Origin of the sequence: Nocardia puris, assembly GCF_036051655.1 — a bacterium.
Lineage (GTDB): Bacteria > Actinomycetota > Actinomycetes > Mycobacteriales > Mycobacteriaceae > Nocardia > Nocardia puris.
Window position 1 is genome coordinate 3,748,307 of sequence record NZ_CP107943.1, and the last position, 21,392, is coordinate 3,769,698.

At 68.7% G+C, this 21,392-nt stretch carries 22 protein-coding genes and 1 tRNA gene; 13 read left to right on the forward strand and 10 right to left on the reverse strand.

Annotated features, from left to right (window positions below; translation table 11 throughout):
• Positions 1-152 precede the first annotated feature (152 nt).
• Positions 153-3,140, forward strand: coding sequence for a UPF0182 family protein (locus OHB21_RS17115; RefSeq protein WP_067509984.1), 2,988 nt, complete (start codon positions 153-155; stop codon positions 3,138-3,140).
• Between the two features lie 79 nt (positions 3,141-3,219).
• On the opposite strand, the gene OHB21_RS17120 is transcribed toward OHB21_RS17115, so the two are convergent.
• On the reverse strand, positions 3,220-3,756 hold the full coding sequence (locus OHB21_RS17120; RefSeq protein WP_067509982.1) for a transglycosylase family protein: 537 nt from the start codon (positions 3,754-3,756) through the stop codon (positions 3,220-3,222).
• A gap of 443 nt (positions 3,757-4,199) precedes the next feature.
• On the opposite strand from OHB21_RS17120, the gene OHB21_RS17125 reads away from it, so the two are divergent.
• The 7 genes from OHB21_RS17125 to OHB21_RS17155 all read left to right on the forward strand — a co-directional run bounded on the left by OHB21_RS17125 (position 4,200) and on the right by OHB21_RS17155 (position 9,111).
• Positions 4,200-4,273, forward strand: a tRNA-Met gene (locus OHB21_RS17125).
• 1,076 nt (positions 4,274-5,349) lie between these two features.
• Positions 5,350-5,700: a saccharopine dehydrogenase family protein gene (locus OHB21_RS17130; protein ID WP_198161754.1), complete on the forward strand. Its 351-nt coding sequence runs from the start codon at positions 5,350-5,352 to the stop codon at positions 5,698-5,700.
• Positions 5,697-5,969: a hypothetical protein gene (locus OHB21_RS17135; RefSeq protein WP_198161753.1), complete on the forward strand. Its 273-nt coding sequence runs from the start codon at positions 5,697-5,699 to the stop codon at positions 5,967-5,969. The genes OHB21_RS17130 and OHB21_RS17135 overlap by 4 nt, the downstream gene beginning before the upstream one ends.
• Positions 5,970-6,225: 256 nt before the next feature.
• Positions 6,226-7,065 (forward strand): SH3-like domain-containing protein, encoded by an 840-nt coding sequence (locus OHB21_RS17140; RefSeq protein WP_067509979.1) that lies wholly within the window; start codon positions 6,226-6,228, stop codon positions 7,063-7,065.
• Positions 7,066-7,117: 52 nt separating this feature from the next.
• Positions 7,118-7,831, forward strand: a complete 714-nt coding sequence (gene scnC, locus OHB21_RS17145; protein WP_067509977.1) for a thiocyanate hydrolase subunit gamma — start codon at positions 7,118-7,120, stop codon at positions 7,829-7,831.
• 83 nt (positions 7,832-7,914) lie between these two features.
• Complete coding sequence (locus OHB21_RS17150) at positions 7,915-8,196, forward strand: SH3-like domain-containing protein (RefSeq protein WP_113975050.1); 282 nt, start codon at positions 7,915-7,917, stop codon at positions 8,194-8,196.
• A gap of 387 nt (positions 8,197-8,583) precedes the next feature.
• Entirely contained in the window at positions 8,584-9,111 is a 528-nt protein-coding gene (locus OHB21_RS17155) for a potassium transporter TrkG (RefSeq protein ID WP_328439558.1), read from the forward strand.
• A 115-nt stretch (positions 9,112-9,226) separates the two neighbouring features.
• On the opposite strand, the gene OHB21_RS17160 is transcribed toward OHB21_RS17155, so the two are convergent.
• The gene (locus tag OHB21_RS17160; RefSeq protein WP_067509971.1) at positions 9,227-9,802 is read right to left on the reverse strand and encodes a TerD family protein; all 576 of its coding nucleotides are present in this window, start codon (positions 9,800-9,802) and stop codon (positions 9,227-9,229) included.
• 559 nt (positions 9,803-10,361) lie between these two features.
• Positions 10,362-10,961 carry a TetR/AcrR family transcriptional regulator gene (locus tag OHB21_RS17165; RefSeq protein ID WP_067509967.1) on the reverse strand — a complete coding sequence of 200 codons (600 nt, stop codon included), beginning with the start codon at positions 10,959-10,961 and terminating at the stop codon, positions 10,362-10,364.
• Between the two features lie 47 nt (positions 10,962-11,008).
• On the opposite strand from OHB21_RS17165, the gene OHB21_RS17170 reads away from it, so the two are divergent.
• Together OHB21_RS17170 and OHB21_RS17175 are read left to right on the forward strand one after the other, a co-directional pair.
• Complete coding sequence (locus OHB21_RS17170) at positions 11,009-12,175, forward strand: DUF418 domain-containing protein (RefSeq protein ID WP_195126214.1); 1,167 nt, start codon at positions 11,009-11,011, stop codon at positions 12,173-12,175.
• Complete coding sequence (locus OHB21_RS17175; RefSeq protein ID WP_328439561.1) at positions 12,172-13,206, forward strand: hypothetical protein; 1,035 nt, start codon at positions 12,172-12,174, stop codon at positions 13,204-13,206. The genes OHB21_RS17170 and OHB21_RS17175 overlap by 4 nt, the downstream gene beginning before the upstream one ends.
• Positions 13,207-13,379: 173 nt before the next feature.
• Here OHB21_RS17175 and OHB21_RS17180 read toward each other — a convergent pair whose 3' ends face one another.
• A complete protein-coding gene (locus tag OHB21_RS17180; protein WP_067509961.1) occupies positions 13,380-14,720 on the reverse strand; it encodes a lipase family protein in 1,341 nt (446 codons plus the stop codon).
• 216 nt (positions 14,721-14,936) lie between these two features.
• Here OHB21_RS17180 and OHB21_RS17185 point away from each other — a divergent pair, with 216 nt between their 5' ends.
• Complete coding sequence (locus OHB21_RS17185; protein WP_067509959.1) at positions 14,937-15,416, forward strand: DUF2231 domain-containing protein; 480 nt, start codon at positions 14,937-14,939, stop codon at positions 15,414-15,416.
• A gap of 157 nt (positions 15,417-15,573) precedes the next feature.
• On the opposite strand, the gene OHB21_RS17190 is transcribed toward OHB21_RS17185, so the two are convergent.
• Positions 15,574-16,377: a nuclear transport factor 2 family protein gene (locus OHB21_RS17190; RefSeq protein WP_067509957.1), complete on the reverse strand. Its 804-nt coding sequence runs from the start codon at positions 16,375-16,377 to the stop codon at positions 15,574-15,576.
• A 116-nt stretch (positions 16,378-16,493) separates the two neighbouring features.
• Here OHB21_RS17190 and OHB21_RS17195 point away from each other — a divergent pair, with 116 nt between their 5' ends.
• Positions 16,494-17,285 (forward strand): phosphatidylethanolamine N-methyltransferase family domain-containing protein, encoded by a 792-nt coding sequence (locus OHB21_RS17195; protein ID WP_195126216.1) that lies wholly within the window; start codon positions 16,494-16,496, stop codon positions 17,283-17,285.
• 10 nt (positions 17,286-17,295) lie between these two features.
• On the opposite strand, the gene OHB21_RS17200 is transcribed toward OHB21_RS17195, so the two are convergent.
• Positions 17,296-17,523, reverse strand: coding sequence for a hypothetical protein (locus tag OHB21_RS17200; RefSeq protein WP_228791749.1), 228 nt, complete (start codon positions 17,521-17,523; stop codon positions 17,296-17,298).
• Between OHB21_RS17200 and OHB21_RS17205 the strand changes: the two genes are divergently transcribed.
• Entirely contained in the window at positions 17,453-18,088 is a 636-nt protein-coding gene (locus tag OHB21_RS17205; protein WP_324196569.1) for a hypothetical protein, read from the forward strand. The two genes, OHB21_RS17200 and OHB21_RS17205, sit on opposite strands and share 71 nt — an antisense overlap.
• A 253-nt stretch (positions 18,089-18,341) precedes the next feature.
• Here OHB21_RS17205 and OHB21_RS17210 read toward each other — a convergent pair whose 3' ends face one another.
• The 4 genes from OHB21_RS17210 to OHB21_RS17225 form a co-directional block, all read right to left on the reverse strand.
• On the reverse strand, positions 18,342-18,923 hold the full coding sequence (locus OHB21_RS17210) for a DUF6886 family protein (protein WP_067514053.1): 582 nt from the start codon (positions 18,921-18,923) through the stop codon (positions 18,342-18,344).
• 8 nt (positions 18,924-18,931) lie between these two features.
• The gene (locus tag OHB21_RS17215; protein WP_147266031.1) at positions 18,932-19,135 is read right to left on the reverse strand and encodes a hypothetical protein; all 204 of its coding nucleotides are present in this window, start codon (positions 19,133-19,135) and stop codon (positions 18,932-18,934) included.
• 915 nt (positions 19,136-20,050) lie between these two features.
• Positions 20,051-20,221, reverse strand: coding sequence for a hypothetical protein (locus tag OHB21_RS17220; protein WP_157115891.1), 171 nt, complete (start codon positions 20,219-20,221; stop codon positions 20,051-20,053).
• Entirely contained in the window at positions 20,208-21,290 is a 1,083-nt protein-coding gene (locus OHB21_RS17225) for a DoxX family protein (RefSeq protein WP_195126244.1), read from the reverse strand. Before OHB21_RS17225 ends, OHB21_RS17220 begins: the two co-directional genes overlap by 14 nt.
• Positions 21,291-21,392 lie beyond the last annotated feature (102 nt).

Consider the following 21,392-nt stretch of genomic DNA (forward strand, 5'->3'; position numbering starts at 1 on the left):
GATCCGGCCCGCTGCGAGGCCCCGGCCACACTCGGATGTCCGTTTTCCGTAGAGTGGCAGCGTGACGGTCCGCAAGGGCCGAACCGCAACGTCGAATGCGGCGCACCGGCCGGAATCGGTGCGGGCGCCGCCGGACCCTGGAGTGTGGCACCGTGGGCATGCGGCCCCCAACAGGCTTACCTTCGTTGTCCCGGCGCAGTCGCGTGCTGCTGGTGGCGGCCACCATCGTGGCGGTGTTGCTGCTGCTGGGGCCCCGGATGATCGAGACCTACACCAACTGGCTGTGGTTCGGTGAGGTCGGCTTCCGCGATGTGTACCTGACCGTGCTGTGGACACGTGTCCTACTGTTCGTAGTGGTGGCGGTGATCATCGGCTTGGTGGTATGGCTGGCGCTGCTGCTCGCCTACCGGACTCGGCCGGTGTTCGTGCCGGTGGTCGGTCCCAACGATCCGATCGCGCGCTACCGCACCACCGTGATGAGCAAACTGAAGCTCTTCGGCATCGGAATCCCGGTGCTGTTCGGTGTGCTGTCCGGCTTGGTCGCCCAGTCGAACTGGGTCACCGTGCAGCTGTTCCTCAACGGCGGCTCGTTCGACGAGCGCGACCCGCAGTTCGGCCTCGACGTCGGCTTCTACGCCTTCGACCTGCCGTTCTATCGGATGGTGGTGAACTGGCTGTTCGTCGCCGTCGTCATCGCGTTCTTCGCCAACCTGGTGACTCAGTATGTCTTCGGCGGCCTGCGGCTGAGCGGGCGCGACGGCACCCTCACCCGGCCGGCTCGCATCCAGCTGGCCGTGATCGCCGGACTGTTCGTTTTGCTCAAGGCGGTGGCCTACTGGTTCGACCGCTACGAGCTGCTGTCCAGCTCGCGTAAGGAACCCACCTTCACCGGCGGCTCCTTCACCGATATCAATGCGGTGCTGCCCGCCAAGCTGATCCTGTTGTCCATCGCGGTGATCTGCGCGGTGGCGTTCTTCGCCGGAATCGTGCTGCGGGATCTGCGGGTGCCCGCCATGGCGGCGGCGCTGCTGGTGCTGTCCTCGATCCTGGTCGGCGCGGTGTGGCCGCTGGTGGTGGAGCAGTTCTCGGTGCGCCCGAACGCGGCCACCAAGGAGAGCGAGTACATCCAGCGCAATATCGCCGCGACCAGGCAGGCGTACGGCATCACCGACGACAAGATCGAGTACCAGGACTATCGCGGTGAGAGCGCGAAGAGTCCGCTCGACGTTCCGGTCGACGCGGCCACCATCGGCAACGCCCGCCTGCTCGACCCGAACATTCTCTCGCCCACGTTCACCCAGCTGCGCCAGCTGAAGAACTTCTACGGGTTCCCTGAGGCTCTCGACATCGACAGGTACAAGCTGAACGGTGAGGTGCAGGACTACATCGTCGCGGCGCGTGAGCTGAATCCGACGGCGCTGACCGGCAACCAGACCGACTGGATCAACAAGCACACCGTGTACACGCACGGCAACGGCTTCGTCGCGGCGCCCGCCAACCGGGTGAACAAACCGCAGACCGAGGACCCGAACGCCACCGGCGACTCCAGCGACAGCGGCTACCCGATCTTCATCGTGAGCGACCTGTTCACCCCGGAGGAACGGCAGCTGATCAAGGTCGAGCAGCCGCGCATCTACTACGGCGAGCTGATCGCCCGGTCCGATCCGGACTACGCGATCGTCGGCGGCGTCGAGGGCCAGGCGCCCCGTGAGTACGACTCGGACGTCGCGCAGTACACCTACACCGGTCAGGGCGGCGTGTCGATCGGCAACTGGTTCAACCGGCTGGCTTTCGCGTCGAAGTACGCCGAGCGCAACATCCTGTTCTCCTCGGCCATCGGGGAGGACTCCAAGATCATCTTCCACCGCAGCCCGCGTGACCGGGTGCAGAAGGTGGCGCCGTGGCTGACCGCCGACGGCAACGCCTACCCGGCGGTGGTGGACGGACGGATCGTCTGGATCGTGGACGCTTACACGACCCTGGACAGCTACCCGTACGCGCAGCGGACCTCTCTGGACGGCGCCGTCGAGGACAGCATCGATCAACGCACGGGCCGGTTGCTGCCGCGCAAGGAAGTCAGTTACATCCGCAACTCGGTGAAGGCCACCGTCGACGCCTATGACGGCACGGTGACCCTGTACGAGGTGGACTCCTCCGATCCGGTGCTGCGGGCATGGCGCGGGGTGTTCCCCGAAGCGGTGAAGGACGAGAGCGAGATCTCGCCCGAGCTGCGCGAGCACTTCCGCTACCCCGAGGATCTGTTCAAGGTCCAGCGCGAGATGCTGACGAAGTACCACGTGAACGATCCGCGTGAGTTCTTCACCAATAACGCGTTCTGGTCGGTGCCGAGCGATCCCACCACCGAGGGCGGCAACTTCAACCAGCCGCCGTACTACGTGCTGCTGGGCGACAAGGAGACCAACAAGCCGGTCTTCAACCTGACCAGCGCGATGGTGGGTTACAACAGGCAGTTCCTCTCGGCCTACATCTCGGTGCGCTCCGACCCGGAGGACTACGGCAAGTTCACGATCCTGCGCTTGCCGACCGACACCCAGACCCAGGGTCCGCAGCAGACGCAGAACACGATGACGACGGCGCCACGGGTCTCGCAGGAGAAGACCCTGCTGTCCAACTCGAACAAGATCAGATACGGCAATCTGCTGACCCTGCCGATCGCCGACGGCGGCATCCTCTACGTCGAGCCGTTCTACAACGAACGCAACACCGGTCCGAACACGGCCACCTTCCCGCAGTTGCTGCGCGTGCTGGTGAGCTACCGCGACGCGGCGGGCAGTGTGAAGGTCGGTTACGCCTCGACGCTGGCCGAAGCGCTCAACCAGGTGATACCGGGTGCGGGCGCGCTGGCCACGCCGTTCGGCGGTGATCCGGCGACGCGCCCGAAGCCGGGTGCGGCGCCGCCGGTAGAGGGCGCCACCCCGCCTCCCGCCGGCGAGACACCGCCCGCGAACGGGACGGCGCCGCCCGCGACCGCCCCGGACAAGGAGGCAGCGGCCGCGGAACTGGATCGCAAGATCGAGGCCGTGCGCGCCGCCATGCGCTCGGGCAACTTCGAGGACTTCGGCCGCGCGCTGGAGGAATTGGAGACCGCGGTCAACGCCTACCAGGAGGCCGGTCGCTGACCGGGTGATCCGCCGGAAACGCCGAACGGCGCCGTCATCACAGGATGACGGCGCCGTTCGCGTTCGGCGGTGAGTGCGATCAGCCGCCGATCGAGTCCAGCAGGCCGGCGTTCTGCTCCAGCAGCTGCTGGTACTGGCCTTCGACGCCGTACTGCTTGGCCAGATCCGACCCGACGGCCTTGGCCTGGTCGATGAGGGCCTGGGTGCCCTGCGGGGCGGGGGCGGGCAGCGCGGGAGCCACGGGCTCCGGCTCCGGCTCGGGCTGCGGCTCGGCGGCCTGCAGGTAGCGGCCGCAGGTCGGCCACGCGCCGACACCCTGGGTCTTCAGCACGTTCTCCGCGACGCGGATCTGCTCTTCCTTGCTCGCATTGTGCGCGTAGCCGGTGCCACCGTGCGAGGTCCAGGTGCTGTGCGAGAACTGGAGGCCACCGTAGTAGCCGTTACCGGTGTTGATGCCCCAGTTGCCACCGCTCTCGCACTGGGCGACGCCGTCCCAGTTGTAGGCCGGAGCGGCCGACGCCGTGGCGGACAGGGCGAGCGGAGCGGCCACCAGCGCGCCGGTGAGGGCGGCCAGGCCGAAGGCACGAGTGCTGCTGATCTTCCGGTTGTCGGACATGGTGTTTCCCTCCCCGCGCCCACCGCGCCGGCGAGGTCGTCGCCGCGTCCCTGCCCCCGGGAGGTCGGGGATCCTCGAACCGCGGGGCAGGGGTCACAGCGGTGTTCGGCGATTCGAGTTCGAGCCCATCACGGTTGATCCGGGCCGCGATCCGAACGGTAGCCAAGAATTCCCCGCAGATCACATCTTGATAACTACCGGAATTGTCTGAAACACATGACTCGAATTCCGGTGTATATGCAGGTGGGAAACGCCTCGAGTGGTGGTTATGGTCGTCATGTTATCAACCCGTTATGTGTGTGAGATCACCACGAAATAGTGGCGGCGGTCACGTTTGAACACCCGATTCGGGGCGATCGGGCCGGGCTCCGCGCCCCAACCGCCCGGCCCGACAGGCGATTTGCCATCCCCGCGCACCCGTGTGTAATGTGGTGTTCACCCGACGCGGGGTGGAGCAGCTCGGTAGCTCGCTGGGCTCATAACCCAGAGGTCGCAGGTTCAAATCCTGTCCCCGCTACTAGACGGAAAGGCCCGGAACCATCAGGTTCCGGGCCTTTTCGTTGTGTGCGGTCGGCGGAGCGTTCTGGTTTCGGCGTGTGGGTCTGGGAAGATCGGTGCCACTGTCTCGGGTGGGAGGTTGGCGTGGCTTCAGGGCGGGCTGCGGTTCTGGCCGCCATCGCCTGGATGATCGGTGGTGGCGGGCGGGCGGAACCTCTCGACCACGAGATCGTGAGTTCCGGGGCGTTGATCGACGGCCGAACCAGCTCGACCGCATTGTCCACGTGCACTCGGCCTTCCAAGGGGCGTACACCGCGAGGAAGGCCGGGTGTGGGCGCTGTGCGACTCGGTGCGGCTCGAGTTGCGACACCTCGGCGTCGGTGTGGGCAGTGCGCACCCGACGTTCTTCCGAACCCCGATGATGGACTTCGTCCACGCCGATCCCGCCGGAAACGTCCTGTGGGGCGGCGACAGTGGCGGACTGTGGAAGATGGTCGCGCTGGAAACTGTCGTCGCCGATATCATCTCGGGATCGAACAGCGCGCCGACCTCCTCCTCGTCCCCAGGGCCGACGCGCTGTCCGCCCGCGTCCCCGGCCTCATCCGTCCGATCGTCGATCGAATCGGATTCCGGCGGCAACACTATTCGCGAGGCCCTGGCCCTGGCGGCACCCGCCCCGAACCGATGACGCACCTGCGCATCCCTCCGAAGGAGAACGACCGGACGACCGGACGAATCGTTCTACTGGGCACCACCGACTACCCGGGAGGGCTGGTACTCGACGCCTTGCTGCGCCGGGACGGGAAACCTGTGGTGGCGGGGCGCAATCGCGAGGCATCGGGCGCTCGCCCCGTTCGAGCGTTTCAGCTACATCGTCGCGCGGGCCGCCGCCGAATCCGGTGCGCACTACATCGATTCCACGGGTGAGGCGGGCTTCGTGCTCGCGCTGCGCAGGCAGTTACACGAGCGGGCCCACGCCGCCGGATCGCTGATGCTGCCCGCCTTCGGGTACGACTACGTGACGGGATTCTCGCTGCGACTCTTGCCGGATTGCAGGGCGGTGCGGGGGTCCGGTCGATCGACGTCGGCTGTTTCGTGACCGGCCCACTCTGGCGCGGGCTCGGTCCGGGCACCCGCACCACCGTGCGCGACGGTCTCACGCTGCCCACGCCGCGGTGGCGCGACGGCCGTCTGGTCGAGGAGCGCACGGCCTCCGAGGTGCGTGGCTTCTCCGTACTGGGCGCCCGTCGCAACGCTTTTCTGGTCTCGGGCACCGAAGTGCCGACATTGCCCGCGACCTTCCCGAATCTCGGCAACGTCACCGTCTACAACGGATGGTGCCCCGCCCCTCGCCCGGCCGACCTCGGCCCTGTCGGCGTTCGCGTCGGTGGCGTCCCGGAATCGTCTGGGGCGCGGGGCTGGTCGACATCGCGACCCCTCCGATGATCGGACCCGCCGGTGGCCCCGACACCGCCGAACGCGCCCGCACCCGCTCCTACGTCGTCGCCGTCGCGTCCCCGGCATCCGCTCCGCCGGCGGAGGTCCGCGTCGAAGGCCCCAGCGCCTACAGCTTGACCGGCGAGCTGATGGCCTGGGCGGCACGGCGCCTGGCCACGACGCCGCCGACCGCCTCCGGCGTCGTCGGTCCGGTAGCGGGGTTCGGCTTCGAGACCCTGCGGCAGGGCCGCACCGAAGTCGGTCTCACACAGGTCTGATCGGGCGTCCGCTCGCGGCATGGCGCGCGGGCCGATGCCGAGCCCGGCGACTTGCGGCATACCCGCCGCTCGTGGCGCGGTTTTGCGGGAAATGCCACCTCGGGCCGTGTGGCGGGCATAAATTCGAGAGTGTGACGCGCATCGCACTATGGATCGCGCGACCGGGTATCCGCGACGAACGCCGCCCGGGCCGTCGACGGGTTGACGCTCGATAGATCTCCGATAGCTGCCCGACCTTCGCCAGGAAGGAGTCACTATGAGTACGGCGGCAGAGCGAGCTGCGCAGCTGGAACTGGTGGCCCGGCTGAAGTCCTCGTATCCCGAGCTCCCGGATGCGCCGACGCCCGATCTCATCGATCACGCGCGGTTTCGCGCCTATCTGAAGACCGTTCACGATGTCGGCGGTGAGCCGGACTCGCCCATGACGTACCAGAACAAGCAGTACGAGGTATGGGAGCACAACACCTATGTGCTCTGCGAAGTGCTCGCCTGGCGCGGGATCTGGCTCTCGGAGGAGCGGCGCCGCATGGGCAACGTGGATGTCGGTCGCGCCATCTATCTCGGCCTGCCGTACTACGGGCGCTGGCTGCTGGCCGTCGCCCGAGTTCTCGTCGAGAAGCACCACATCGGTCTGGGCGAGCTGAGCGAAAGAATGGTGGAGGTTCAGCAACGGTATGCGGGCGGCCTCGCCGGTAAGACCTTGGCGGCGCGACCCAAGTTCCACGGTGACGGCTCACGGATCGAACGCAACGACCATCACATCCGTGCCGTCGGAAAAGGCGACCCGCAGGTCTTCGCGGGCCGGGCGGGAGAGCCCGGATTCCGCACCGGTGACCCCGTTGTCGTTCGTGACATGCCCGCACTGCTGTATACGCGCACACCGGAGTACGTCCGTGGTGCCACAGGCGAGATCGCGTCGGTCGCTTACGAGAGTCCAGCGGCCGAAGACGAGACATGGGACCGTCCCGATGCGCAGCCGGAGTGGTTCTACGTGGTGCGATTCAGACTCTCCGACCTGTGGTGCGGCTACGCAGGGCCTGCCACGGACACTTTGCAGACCGAACTCCCCGAACGCTGGCTCGAGCCTGCCGCCTGAAGCTCGCGGTCAGCGCATCGAACCGATCGGCGCAGCGACAGAAAGGGATCCCATGACCGAACACGACCACGATCATGAGCGGACGATCGCGCCGATGGTCGATGAGGTGACCGATTTCGAAGTTCTGGAGATCGCACTGCGTGAACTGTGTATCGAGAAGGGCATTTTCACCGCCGAGGAACATCGCCGATTCACCGAGTTCGCCGAGCAGATCGGTCCGGCACCCGCGGCGCACCTGGTCGCACGGGCCTGGCTCGACCCCGACTTCAAAGCACTCGCCCTGGCCGAGCCGATGACCGCGAGCAAAGAAGTCGGGGTGGACTGGCTCGAACCCACGGGATTCGGGACGCCGAGCGATTTCACCGCCTTCGAGATCCTCGAGGACACGCCGGAACTGCATCATGTGATCGTGTGCGCGCTGTGTTCCTGCTACCCGCGCCCGATTCTCGGCAATTCACCGGAGTGGTATCGCACCCCGAACTATCGTCGTCGGCTGGTGCGCTGGCCGCGTCAGGTTCTGGCGGAGTTCGGGCTGAACCTGAGCGACGATATCGCCATCCGGGTGCAGGACTCCAATCAGAAGCACCGGTTCATGGTGATGCCGGTGCGTCCGGAAGGCACCGACGGATGGGATGAGGATCAGCTCGCCGCAATCGTCACGCGGGATTGCCTGATCGGCGTCGCGCTGCCGAAGCCCGGTGTCACGAGCAACGTCATCACTGACACTCGCCCCGCTGTGCACCCGGTCGACGGAAGGAACACCTGATCGTGAGCACTCCGGACTCTTCGTCTGCCCCCGCGTACGCGTCACTGCGCAGTATTGTGGCACGTAATCAGGTATGGCCTCGGATGGCGGCCGAGTATGGGGTCGACAACCCGGTCCCGCCCTGGAAGACGAGCTTGGACGGTATGTGCGACGCTCTCGACAGAGCGCGCTGCGCTCAGGGTGTTCCCGATTTCGCGGAGCGACGCGACGCGGAGGATTCGCTGTCGGCGACGGTGTACGCCGGCCTGCCCTACCCCGAGAGCCAGCTCGTCGCCCTGGCACACACGATGGTGGCACGCGGTGTCATCGACGAGGCGGAACTTCAGCAACGAATGGACTCGGTCCGGGCCCGATTGGAAGCGTGAAGCGACTTCGCCACCGGTGCCTCTGGCGCACCGGTGTGGTCATCACACCGTCGACCGGCGTCCGGCCTGGGCGCGGCCCGCTGTGTCAGTCTTGATGTAATCCTCACGGTCCACGGACCAAGTGTTCGGGCGAAAGCAGCTCGAGCTCGCCGATCGTGGCTTCACGAACAGCGATGGCGGGGCCGCGGGCCGGGGCTCCCGCCGCTCGGGCGATTCCGCGTTTCTCACAGACCCGTGCGGTCGGCTGGGCGCCGCGGTGGGCTTACGTTCTGAGCATCCATCGGGACCGCTCGCCGTGGCGCGCCGGTGGGTGACCGAAGCCCGCCGTCCCGCGCGGCTGGTCGTTTCGGATTCGGGGCCGCGACCGCGGTCGGCACCGTCCTGCTGATGATGCCCTTCGCCACCGAGTCCGGCGAAGTCACGGGCCCGGTGGTCGCGCTGTTCACCGCGGTCTCGGCGGTGTGCGTGACCGGGCTCGTCGTGGTGGACACGGCGAGCCATTGGTCTTTGTTCGGTGAGGTGGTCATTCTGGGGCTCATCCGGATCGGCGGCCTAGGGACCATCACCCTCGCCTCGTTGCCAGGGCTCCTGGTAGCGCGGCGTATGGGTCTGCGGATGCAGTTGATCGCGCAGACGGAGGCGAGAACGCTCCAGCTCGGCGAGAGCGAACGCATGGTGGTCGGCGTCCTCCGGATGAGTCTGCTGATCGAGGCGATCGTCGCGACGGTACTCGCCGTCCGATTCTGGCTCGGATATGACCAGTCGATCGGCCGGGCCATCTACCTGGGCGTCTTCCACGCGGTCTCGGAGTACAACAACGCCGGTCGCGCTGTACTCCGACAGTGTGATGGGGTTCGCCACCGACCCGTGGATCATCGTACCTACGAGGTGGAGCGCTTCGCGGATCTGACCTGAACATGGCGAACCGCCAGCGTGATCCGCGCGGCGGGAGTCCATCACGTGTCGCGGCATCGCCCGGCGGCCACCTTGGGGGTGGGGCGATGCCGCGCGGGTCGGGGAACTCGACGGATCAGATGTTGACGCCGTAGTCGCGTGCGATGCCCGCCAGGCCGGAGGCGTAGCCCTGGCCGATGGCGCGGAACTTCCATTCGGCTCCGTTGCGGTACAGCTCACCGAACACCATCGCGGTTTCGGTGGACGCGTCTTCGGTGAGGTCGTACCGCGCGAGTTCGGCGCCGGTAGCGCGGTCGACGACTCGGATGTAGGCGTTGCGGACCTGGCCGAAGGACTGCTGGCGGCTGTGGGCGTCGTGAATGGAGACCGGGAAGAAGATGTTGGTGATCGTCGGCGGCGTGGCGGCGAGGTCGACGTTGATCACCTCGTCGTCGCCGTCGCCCTCACCGGTGAGGTTGTCGCCGGTGTGCTCGATGGTGCCCTCCGGCGAGCGCAGGTTGTTGTAGAAGACGAAATGCTGGTCGGAGAGCACCTTCTGGTTCGAACCGGTTGCCAGGGCGCTGGCGTCCAAGTCGAAATCCGCGCCGGTCGTCGCCCGGACATCCCATCCCAGTCCGACGGCCACCGCGGTCAGATTCGGCGCCTGCTTGGACAGCGAGACATTCCCGCCCTTCGCCAACGTCACACCCATGATCGTCTCCTCCGATCGAAGTTCATCTGCCGACCACGGCCATGTTCCGGGGTCGGTCATCGACTTGGCCAACGATAGTGGGAGGACGCCGCGGCCGGTCATCCGCCTGAACCGCGGGCCCGGGTCCGCCGCTGGGGTGTCCGGCTGTTCGATGACCCTGCCGCCCCCAGGTCCGATCGGCGCGCGCCGGGGGATCGGTGGCGACGAATCGGCCGGCCCCGCTCGGGGAACACAGCGACCGTCGCAGAGTTGCGAGTTCCCGAGCTGGTCCGCGATCCGGATGATGTTGCGCTGCAACGCGAGAAGTTCGATCAGGTCGCGATTCAGCGGAATGTCTTGTGCCCGGACGCCGCCCGCGGTGCGCACTGCTTCGGCATGCGCGTCGAATATCGCGTTGCGCAATCGCGAGGCAAAAGATTCGTGCTTCGGGTCCGGCCGGATCTGTGGCTCCCCCTTGCCGTGTGTCACACCTTCGACAATAGCCGTCCGACGACCACGCGCCCGCGCCGTACTCGAGCGAAGCGGTCCGGTCATGTGCAAAGGTATGCGGCGCCCCAGGTCAGGGCGCGTTGTCGAGCAGTTCGGCGAGCAGGCGGTGGAACACCGGGATTTCGCGCGCCGCGTCGAACGAGGCGTCCGCCGCGACGCGGCCCGCCAGACCTTCCAGCAGGACCATGATCCAGGCGGCCAGGCGTTCGGGTTCCAGGTCCGTGCCGATCTGGCCCGCCTCGGCCGCCGCGCGGGCACGGGCGGTCAGGTTCGTGCGCACCACGGCGTCGTCGGCGGCCAGCGCCGCCGCGATCCCCGGGCGGTGCATCAGGCCGCCCACCACCCGGATGAAATCCGGGGCGCGGGGATCGGCCAGTTCGGCCACCGCGTGCTCGGCGTACTCGGCCAGCACCTGGCGATGATCGGTTCGGTCGGCGCGCTGGGCGAAGAACTCTCCGATCTCCTCGGTGCCCAGTTCGACGGCGGCCACCACCAGGGAGTCCTTGGTGGGGAAGTAGTGGAAGAAGGTGCCCGAGCCGATGCCCGCGGTCTTGCAGATCATCGCCGTGGTGGCGCCGTCGTAGCCGTGCTCGGCCAGGACGCTCAGGCCCGCGTCGATGATCTGGAGGCGGCGGGCGCGGTGACGGGCGGGGTCGACGGTTCTCGGCACAGATCAACTCTATTACTAGAGTGGCTACTCTGTTAATGTTGGTAGGTATGCCGGACTCTCCGACCCCCCGCGCCATCGCCGCGCCGGGCCCGATGTCCACTGCCGAACGATCGCTGGCCCCCGATCTCGCGCGCGGTGCGATGCTCTTGTTGATTGCCTTGGCGCACACCAGGATTCTGCATCCGGGAGGCGCCGCGCTCGAGATGCCCGGCGGCCCCGGGCCGGTGGACGACCTCGTGCAGGTGGTGCTGACCACGCTCGTCGACGGCCGCGCGTATCCGATGTTCGCGGCGCTCTACGGGTACGGACTGGTGCAGATCTTCCGGCGCGGCACGGCGCGCGGACAGTCGCCCGATGAGGCGCGGCGCTTGCTGCGCAGGCGGGGCCGATGGCTCGTCGTCCTCGGGATCGCGCACGCCACCTTGCTGTACGCGGGCGACATCCTGGCCGCCTACGGGCTGCTGGCGTTGCTGATGGCCGGTGCGGTGCGGTGGGCGGATCGCCGGTTGGCGGTCGTCGGGATCGCCGGTGCGCTGGCCGGGGCGATGTGGTTCGGGGCCTTGCAGGTGCTGCTCGGCGAGTCCGGTGAACCGCGCCCGCCCGCCGACCTGCTGGTGGGTGCGCTCCAGCGGCTCGGGTCGGTGGTGCTGATCGCGCCCATGAGCGCGGTCATGGCGATCGCGCCGATGATGGCGGGAATCTGGGCCGCGCGCAACGGTTTACTCGACGAACCGTGGCGGCACGTGCGGGTGTTGCGCCGGGTGGCATTGCTCGGGTTGCCCCTCGCCGTCGCGGGCGCGATGCCCATGGTCGCGCGGTTCCTGGGGTGGTGGTCGCCCGATTCCGGGTGGGCGCAGTGGGGTTCCGGCGCGCTGCATACGCTCACCGGGATCGGGGGCGGGCTCGGCTACGCGGCGCTGATCGGGTTGGTAGTCGTGCGGTTGGGTGCGCGGCGCGGACCGGTGACGAACGCGCTCGTCGCCGTCGGCCGGCGGTCCATGACGTGCTACCTGCTCCAGTCCGTGGGCTGGTTCGTGCTCACCGAACCGCTGCTCGGCGACCTCTTCGGCCGGTTGGGCGTCGCGGCCGCGGCAGCCGTCGGCGTCGCGATCTGGCTGCTCACCGTCGGTTTCGCGGTGCTGCTGGCGCGCTACGAACGCCGGGGCCCGGCGGAGACCCTGCTGCGGCGCCTCACCTACCGGGGCGTGCGATGAGCGCGCGTTATCTCGCGGTGGCCCTGCTGTTTTCGCTGCCTCCGCTCACCGCCGAAGTGCTCAGCGGCTACTCGGGCCACGCCACACCCCTCGGCGTGCTGACCGGCGTGCTGATCGCCGGGCCGCTGTACGGGACGGTCGCGGTGCTGATTCGCGAGGTGGGGGTGCGAGCCGGACTCGGCTGGGCGTCGATTCTGCTGCTGTGCGGCGCGTTCGGGCTGGTGCAGGCGGGGCTGATCGACCAAAGCCTGTTGGAACAAGCGCATTTCGCCGATTCCCCGTACTGGACCGGCCTGGCGACCGAGGTGCCGGGTCTCGGCATCGATGTGAGTCAGGTTCTCGTGTTCGTCGGCGGACACCTGATGGTCACCTTCGCCACCCCGATCGCGTTGGTGGAAGGACTCTTTCCGAGCCTGTCCGGGCAACCCTGGCTCGGCAGGCCGGGTCTCGCGCTGATGGGACTGCTGTACCTGGCCGCCGCCGCGTTGTTCTGCTACGAACTCGCCGTCGCGCCGGGACTGGTCGGCTCCCCGGCCGAGCTGATCGGCGTATCGGCGGTCGTCGCGGCACTCGTCGTCACGGCGTTCGCGCTGCCCCGCCGCGCGGACCGATGGCACTTCGCCGGCGAAAGCTCCGCTCGCGCACCGCATCCCGTGTGGGTCGCGCTGGTCTCCCTGCTGGCGATCGGGGCCCACACGATCTTGCGCGGCCCCGAACCCGTCCTCGGCCCGCTCGCCTGGGCCTGGGTCGCCGCCTCGCTCGCGGTCCTGATTCCCTTGGGCTACTTGCTGTACCGCTGGTCCCGCCTCGTCGGCTGGGGCCGGGCCCAGATTCTCGCGGTCGCCCTCGCCCCGTTGACCTGCACCGCTCTGCTCGCCTTCGCCGTCCCACCCGTCGGCACCGGCGACTGGTCCGCGAAACTGTTGTCCAACACCGTGGTTCTGATGGCCCTGCTCGCCACGTTCGGCTGGGCGTGGGCACGCTCCGAGCGCAGGCGCTCGCCGGCTGGAACGATCCCCCGCGCTGTGTGACGGGGCTGCCCCGAAGTCTCGGCACGTCCCTCGGCCGCCGAGATGCGGATCGCGCCCGACGCGTCGCGGACGAGGTCCTTCCGCGAGCCTCGGCTTCGATTGGCTGGGAACAGGTTTCGCCGGTCACCGACCGTGGTGGCGGGAGTGCGGGGAGCGGCCCGCGAGGGTGACGCTCAGGCGACCGTGCGCTGTCGGACGCGAGTCGCCTCCGGTGTGCGAGGCCCGAACAGCGGCCGGGACAGGACCATTCGCCCCAGCAGCTGGGCGAAACCCAGGTGAGCGCGGACTTCGCGACGACCGAGGGCGACGGACCACACCGTGCTGGTCCCGGCGGGTCCGGGATCGCGATGCGCGAAGCGGTCGGCCATCCAGTTCATGGTCAGCGGCGCGCTGAGGAACAGCAGGGGCAGGTGCAGGCTGAGCCGGTCGCGGACATAGCGGACGTGGGCGCCCGCGCGGCGATAGCGATCGACGTGCGCGTCCACGTCGGCGACGGCGATCAACTCGTCGTTCACGCCTTGCACCACCAGCACCGGCATCGCCGGGGCGCGCACGCCGGGACGGATGTCGTCGAGGATGTCGCGCATCTCGGGCCGGGCGAGCAGGTCGGCGAACGTCGTGGTGCTGAAATCGTCGATGTTCTTGCGCGCCAGGCGCGGAAGCAGTTCGAAGGTGGTGAGCGACTCGGTGGCCGCGAGCATATCGAGGAACTCGGGGTGCACGTGTTCGCGCAGCACGTGGTTCAGCGCGGGGTAGGCGCGCCGCAGCGCCGCCACGCACACCGTCGCGAACCCCGCGAGCAGCGTCCCGTTGAGCCGCACGAACGCCGACCCGGGATCACCGACCGGCGACCCGGCCACCGCACCCACGATGTTCAGTTCGGGCGCGTACTCGGCCGCTAGTTCCGCCGCCCACGCCGTCGCCAGCCCGCCCCCGGAGTATCCCCACAGGCCCACCGCCGTATCGGACGGCAGTCCCAGCGCGGTGCAGTTCAATGCCGCTCGCACGCCGTCGAGCGCGCGGTAGCCGGGTTCGCGCGCCACCCCGAACTGCCCCGCCATGCCCCCGTGGTCGGGCACCGACACCGCCCACCCGCGCGTGAGCGCGCTGGCGATCACCGGCAGCTCGACCTGCGGGATCGCGCCCAGCGCCCGGGCCCCGCGCCGCAGCGCGTACGACGGAAAACAGCGGGAGGAGACGCCGTCGATCGCGCACTGGAACGACAGCAGCGGGCGTGCCACGGTGGGATCCGCGTCCCACGGCAGCAGCACCGTGGTCACCGCCGCCTCGGGAACACCGTGCAGATCGCAGGTCCGGTAGAGCAGTTGCCAGGCCGAAACCCGTTGCGGCAGTATGCCGAACAGCGCGATCTCCACGCGCCGCGTGCGCAGCACCGTGCCGGGCAGGTGGTGGGCGAGGTCGCCGGACACGCGATAGAACGGATCGTCTTCGAGAACCAGCGGGCGATCCGGATCGGTCAGCGGTAGCGGTTCGGCCGCGATGTCCACGCTCATATCGTGTCGGTCCTTCCTGCGGACCCGTTCGAGGGCGTCGCCGTCCGGCCGGAATCTCCGGTCCTGCACTCGCACTCAACGTAACAACGCGGCGGCGGCGAATTAATAGTCGCGCGCGACAAGGTGTGCGCCGGAACTTCTGACCGCCGCACCGGTGAACCATCCGCCCGCGCGCACCGTGGTCTACGGCAGAGGCCGTCAGCCGAGGAGGCGCCGATGTCGACGATCAACGGTTTGCCCGCGCACGTGCTGCTCGTGCACGGCGTGCTGGTGCTGGTGCCGCTGACGGCGCTGTTGCTGGCCCTGTCCGCCGTGGTCCCCGCCGTGCGCAGGCGGCTGGTCTGGCTGGTGGTGGCGCTGGCGGCGGTCACGGTGGCGCTGACCCCGGTCACCACCCGCGCGGGCGAGGCGCTGGCCCAGCGCTATCCAGAACCGGCCGAAGCGCTGAACACCCACATGGAGCTGGGACAGGTGATGATCTATTTTGTCGTGCCGCTGCTGGTGGTGTCGCTGCTGCTGGCGTTCGCCCACGTGCGCGAGGTGCGCGGCCGCCCACCCGGCCGGGGGCTGACGGTAGCGCTCGCGGTGCTTGCCGTGGTCGTGGCGACGGCGGCGACGGTGCATTGCGTGCGCGTGGGTGATTCGGGCGCGCGGGCGGTGTGGGGCGTGCAGGCATCCCCTTCGATCGGCTCGTAACGGTAGCCGCGAGCTTCCGGCCGCCGCCGCACACGCGCCGCAGGTCGGGACCGGCGCACTCGCGACGGCTTCGGGCATCGAGAACATCGATACGCCGCGACTTTCCTGTCCCCCCCCCCTGCGCACGGAGCCGCCAGCGGGGACCTTCATGACGGCTTCAGGCGTCGAGGAACAACGTCACCCGCTCCACCCGCACCCCGCGCGGCGCGAAATCCACGAACACCACGCCCGCCGCCCCGTCGAACGTCACGCTCGCGCTGACCGTGCGCCCGGCGGCGATCAGCTTGTCCCACCGCATGTTTCGCGCGCGATTGGTGAACTCCTCGACCGTGAGCCGCTGCCCCGCGAGCGCCTCGATCACGATGCGCTCGCCGAGCAGACCGCGGACGCGCCCGATATCGGTCTCCGCCGCCGCCTCGAAAAGCTTGCGGGTCAACCGTTTTCCCGCACCCCCGACACCGCGCAGCGCCGACATCATGCCGGCCGCGCCGCCGATCCCGAGGTTGCGCACCAACTGCGGACCGAGAATGGTCCCGGCCAGCACGCCCCGCCCGCCGGTGCGCAGCAGACGCGCGATCATCGTGGGCAGTTCCCAGTGCGCCGCGAGCCGCGTGATGCGCCACCCCGCGCCCGCCTCCACCAGGTCGTAGCGCAGATGCATCGGCACCGTGACGGTCGCGCCCGTGGACATGGTCGTCCGGATGTGCAGGTCCCGCACCACCGTCCGACCGTTCACGAGGTCGCGCTCGACATCGAACGCGATGGTGTTCGGGCCGATGAACGTGTCATAGAAACGGGAGATCGCCTCCCGGCCCACGTGCGCGCGCGAACCGACCGGGTCGTGCACCGCCGCGTCGTCGGTGAACAAGGCCAACCACGCCGATTTGTCGTGCGCGGCCACGGCGCGCGGCGAGGCCTGGACGGCCGCGATCAGGTCCTCGGCGGTCGGGTTCAACGGCATGACGGGTTCCTTCGAGGTCGGGTGGCGCGGCTGCGATCCATGGTAGAACAAGTTCTAATTCCGGCGTCCGGGATCGGCCGTCGGCCTTCCGGAGCCCCGTTCGACAAAGGATCTCGATGGACTGGTACACCGGGAACACCACCTACGACACCGTGCTCGCGATCGGCTTCGGCTTCGCCGCGTTCGTGCTGATCGGCGGGATGTTCGCGCAGAGCCCGTACGGGCGGTTCGCCACCACCAAGGTCGGCTTCAACCTCAATCCGAAGCTCGGCTGGTGGCTGATGGAGATTCCGGCGACCGTGGTGTTCGCGCTGTTCTATCTGACCGGGCCGGACCGGTTCGAGCCGGTGCCGCTCATCCTGGCCGCGATCTGGCTGTTGCACTACGGCAACCGGGGCTGGTTCTTCCCGCTGTCGATCCGGCAGGTGCCGGGCAAGCGCAGCAGTTTCAACGTGTCGGTGCTGGCGGCGGGGATGTTCGTCACCACGTTGCACGGCTACCTCAACGGCGCGTTCTTCAGCCACGACTACAAGAATCAGTACGGCACCGCGTGGCTCACCGATCCGCGGTTCCTGATCGGGCTCGCGATCTACCTCGCCGGGTTCGCGCTGCTGGTCAGCTCGGAGTCGATCGTGCGCAACCTGCGCGACAAGGACGATCCGGGCGCGACCGAGTACCGCATCCCGTTCGGCGGCGGCTTCCGGTTCGTGAGCAGCCCGGCCTACCTGGGCGAACTGATCGCGTGGGCCGGTTTCGCGCTGCTCACCTGGTCGCTGGCAGGCGTGGTCATCTTCCTCATCACGGCGGGCAACCTGGTGCCGCGTGCGTTCGCGACGCACCGCTGGTACCGGGAGAAGTTCGCCGACTACCCCGCTGAGCGCAAGGCGTTGATCCCCGGCGTCATCTGACCCGGACACCTCATTCTGGCAAACGATAACCATTTTCATTAACATAGTGCCCCGGCCGTGCACCCGCGCGGCCGAGGTCTGGATGAGAATTGAGCAGCATGCTGATGAGGAAATCGGTCGCGCCCGCCGCCCTGGCGATCGCCGCGTTGTCGACCGTGACGGCCACCGTGAGCGCGGCCCCCGCCGATGTGGGGGTGATCAATTTTTCGGCGTCGGCTACCGAGACGTCGTCGATCATCTCGATTGATGCGGGGTCGTTGGTGGTCGAGGATCAGGTGGTGAAGATCAAGGCCACCGATGGGTCGGTGGTGGCGGGGATGCCGTTGTCGTTGCGGATCGATGAGTTCGAGTTCCCCATCGCCGCCGAGATCGCGGGCCGGACGGTGACCATGACTCCGCAGGTGTCGCTGGACACCGCGGTCTACAAGCCGGTCGCGTTGCCGTTCGAGGACAAGGCCCCTTGGAAATCGGAGTACGAGCGTGAACAGGCCGCGTGGTCGCGTATGACCTCGACCATCAGTTTGGGTGCCAGTATCGCGACCCTGGTCGGTGGTATCGGTGGCGCGGCCGTCGGGTGTGTGCTCGGCGGGGTCCTGGGCGGCACCGTGGTCGGTGGCACGATCGTCGGGTTGTTGGGTCCGTTCATCCCCGCCGCCCTGGCCGGGTGTGCCGCGGGTGCGGTGATCGCGGGACCGTTGGGTGCGGTCGCGGGTCAGATCTTCATCACCGCCCCCGTCGCGATCGCCGCGGCGGTGCAGTACTTCACCACCATCAACGCCCCCTTCAACCCACCCACCAAATAGACACCGGACGTCCCACCCACACCGGGCGGGACGCCGAAGGCGGTCTCGATCCGCTCTGTGCGGGACGTCCCGGGGGCAGGTCCGATCCGCACAGAGCGGACATCTCGGAGCCGGGCTCGATCTGCACCTGACACGGACGTCCTGGTAGTGGGTTCGATCGGCGCCGAGCGTGTGTCCCTGAAGTGGGTTCGAATCTGCACCGGGCCGCGACGTCTCGGAGGCGGGGTCGATCACGGCGTGCAGGGGATATGGACTACGGCGGGCGGTCCGTCGACCGTGCCCGCCCGGCACCGTCCCGGACGACCGGAGGTCGCGGTTCGGCGTTGCGCAGCCGGATGCCGCTGAAGCCGAGCGAACTGTCCACCACCGCGTCCCAGAATGCCCAGAGGTTCGGCAGCACGCGCAGTTGGATGCCGGCCTCTTCGTGCAGGGCGAACAGATCGCCGACCGGCTCGGGCGGGCCCAGTGGCCGGACCTCCTCGGTGGTGACGTGGGCGTGCGGCACCGGCTCGCCGAACGGGCGGAACCCGTCGGCCGGGAGCCGGTAGGCCCACAGGCGCACCGTGCGCAGCGTCGCCGACCAGCGGTACTCGACGGCGTGCACGCGGTCTCCGCCGCCCGGTCCGAGGATGCGGTCGCGGTCGCGCGCGGTGGTGTCCGGCGTCGTCCACGCCATGGCGCGGGGGCACTCGCGGGGGAACCAGTAGTCCGGCGCGCGGGCCGCGTCGACCGCCCACACGAGCGGTTCGGGGGCGTGTCCCGTGGTTCTGGGCACGAAACGGGTGATCCGCGGGTCTTCCGAGAAGTGCAGGACCTGGCCGGGCTCGGGGCGCATGCGCCGCGTCAGAAGTAGGCGGGGTCGGGAAGGGCGCCCTCGGCGGTGCGCAGGCGGTCGCTGATGCGGGTGAGCAGGTCGATGGACTCGGGGGACAGGCCGACGGTGGTGCGGACCAGGCGGCTCAGCAGCGGGCTGCTCAGCTGGCCGGCCAGCTCGGCGTCGGGGTCGGCATTCTGGTCCAGACGGTCGAGATCCACGGGGACGCTCACAATCTGACTGCTCGGGCACGGTACCGGGGACTCCACGCGCAATCCCCGGTCGAAGGTTCCCCGCGCCGGGCGTGGACCCCGCGACGCGAACCTCTCCGGCCCATTATCAACGAATGCTCCGCGTTTGCCGAGCCCTATGTTTGTGTTTTGTACCCCTCTGTTATCCGTCACCGTTGGTATCGCCTGGCGGGTGTGAGATGTGCTGATGCGCTCCGGGGTCGCCGTGTTCGAGGCTGATGCGCTCGAATATCTTGTGGCGCAGTCTGATTCGGGCTGCATCCGCTGATCCGCCGCGTGGGTCCGCGGCTCGTCCGGCGCTGCGGGGGGATCGTTCATTCTTGTACGAATTGTTCACACCCCTGGTCGTGAGACGCGAATGCCGCCCTGCGGGTGGATGTTTCGGCCCGCTGCCCCCAGAACTGTTGGCATCGTGAACGCCGTTGCGTCCCAAGGCGATCGATGTCGAACGCACATCACGAGCCGTAATCGCCGGGAAACGCCGACCGTGGTGCGCGGGCAGCCGATCCGCCGGTGTGGCAATTCACACCAGGGGTTTGCCGAGCCTGTGGACTCTCACGAAGGCCCGGTCGGCGCTGTGCGTTCTCACAGCGGAGGCGGCCATCCACGGATCGGAACGGGCAGTCCACTCGATAGTCGACATGGTGTGCGTGGGGCCCGGTGTGGGTGTTGTCCTGCGCGGGGCACGTCGGCCCCGGGGTGGGTGCTGCCCCGCGTACACGGAGTTTCGGCCCGGCGCCTGCGCCCTCGGCAGATCGCGTGCGACGGACGCGCCGATCCCGGGCGGGAGGGTGCTCGAACGCCGACGGCACACCGTCGGGTCACTGATGCGAGCCCGGCTCTCTACACAGGAAGTGCCCGGCCGATCGGATCGGCCGGGCACCTCACCCGTGGGGATCAACCGCGCCGGCGGCGGGTGTTCTCCGCGACGTCCTGGCCGCGCTCCTTCACGGCGTCGGCCAGCTCGACGCTGCGCACCTTGGCCGACTCATCGAGTTCGGCCCCGCGTCGGCGGGCGGTGTCGGCGAACTCCGCGCCCCGGTGCCGAGCGACCTCACCCAACTCCACGGCCCCGCTTCTTGGCGATCTCGCCGAGTTCGGCCCCGCGCGCTTTGGCGATCTCACCGAGTTCGGCCCCGCGCGCTTTGGCGACCTCGCCGAACTCCGAGCCGCGCTCCTTGGCGACCTCGGCGAGTTCGGCCCCGCGCGTCTTGGCTGCCTCGCCCAGGTCGGCGCCCCGCACCTTCGCAACCTCGCCGAGTTCGGCCCCGCGCGTCTTGGCGACCTCGCCGAGTTCGGCGCCGCGCTCCTTGGCCACCTCCGCCAGCTCCGCTCCCCGGTGCCGCGCGACCTCACTCAACTCCGCCCCGCGATGCCGCGCCTCGGCCCCGCGTTCCTTCGCGACTTCCGCCCACTCCGCGCCGTGTTCTTTTGCGGCGCTGGCGAATTCGGCGCCGCGCGCCATGAGGACCGCCGCGAGGGCCGCGCCGCGCTTGCGGGCGGTGGCCGCCCAGTCGGGTCCGTGTTCCTGGACCGTGCCCGCCACCTCGGCGCCCTTGGCGGCGGCCGTGCTGCCGAGGGCCTTGGCCCGTTCGGCGGCTTCGTGAGCGTTGTGGCGCAGCGCCTCGCCGGTGGCGTTGTCGGCGGTCGCACCGAAGGGGAGCGCGGCCGAGACGGTGGCGGCGGCGTTGCGGGCGGCGCGGCGGCCGCGCCAGCCGAGCGAGGGTTTGCCCTCGGTGTCGGCGCTGGCGATGAGGAGGCCGCCGAGCAGGCTCACGTCCTTGAGGAAGGCGTTGCGTTTGGCGATCTTGCGGTCCGGGTCCTGCTCGGCCCAGAAGTCCTGTTCGGTGACGGTCGCGGGTACCACGGTGGCCGCGAGCACCAGCGAGGCGAAGCGCGGGGCGCGGCCCAGCGCGAGCAGCACGCCGCCGGACACCTGCGCGATCGCGTTCACGCGCACCACGGTGCCCGGGTCGGAGGGCAGCTTCTGCACGACGCCGGGCGGCAACGAACGTTCCCCCTGCTGCACCAGCGTCGCCGCGGTTTTCGCCCGCGACTGCGGGTGGATCAGCGTGTCGATTCCGTCGGCGACGAAAGCGGTCGCGAGCAGCGGTCGGGCAAGTCGGCGCAGCAACATGAAGGTCAACCCTTTCCTCGATGGCCTATCGATCGGGTTCCCGCGGTTTTCCATGCCAAACAACAAGATCAGCATACCCGTGTGACACCGGAAATGGGCTCG